This window comes from Bartonella sp. CB10SXKL (assembly GCF_042195515.1).
Classification (GTDB): domain Bacteria; phylum Pseudomonadota; class Alphaproteobacteria; order Rhizobiales; family Rhizobiaceae; genus Bartonella.
Window position 1 is genome coordinate 1 of sequence record NZ_JBHION010000127.1, and the last position, 582, is coordinate 582.

Consider the following 582-nt stretch of genomic DNA (forward strand, 5'->3'; position numbering starts at 1 on the left):
GTTGCGTGTGGCATCAATCGAAACATTCCTCTCAGCTTGCAAGAGAAGTTTATCCGTTGCTTGAACATCAGAGCCTAGAATATTCAAATCTTTTCCAGAGAGAAGTGTCGTTGAGCCTCCAGAGTTGACTTCTGATTTATGATGCATGGTAGCATCACCGTGTTCATCATGGTAATGGGTTTCTGCTGAACCGATCGTCAAGTTGCCTTCTTCTGTAGCCATGGCAAGATCACCTCCGGTAGTGATCCCCACCCCTGAGGCGGTAATATCTTGTTTGGCAATCACGCTCGCATTACCCCCAGCAGAAAGCGCCTCGGTGTTTAAAACGGTCTCCACGCCGTCAACCGTTGTGCGCCCTGCATCTAAACGAATATTCTTCTCCGCAAGGAGAACAGCATCCCCACCAGCAGCAAAATGCCCTCCTTGACTGAGGATATCCCCGCCATGCACATGCAATTGGTGATTTGCCGCAATCCGCCCTGAATTGATAATCGTTGAATTGCTCGTATTTTGGCTGGTGATATTGACATCATCGCCCATGATCAAAGCCCCAGCAGAAACAAAGGAGGCTCTGTCTTTTTC

1 protein-coding gene is annotated in these 582 nt (G+C 48.6%); it reads right to left on the reverse strand.

The genetic code is table 11. The annotated features are described in order from the left end of the window. The coding region (locus ACFIK3_RS09805) for a hemagglutinin repeat-containing protein (RefSeq protein ID WP_375676645.1) at window positions 1-582 on the reverse strand (582 nt) is incomplete at both ends.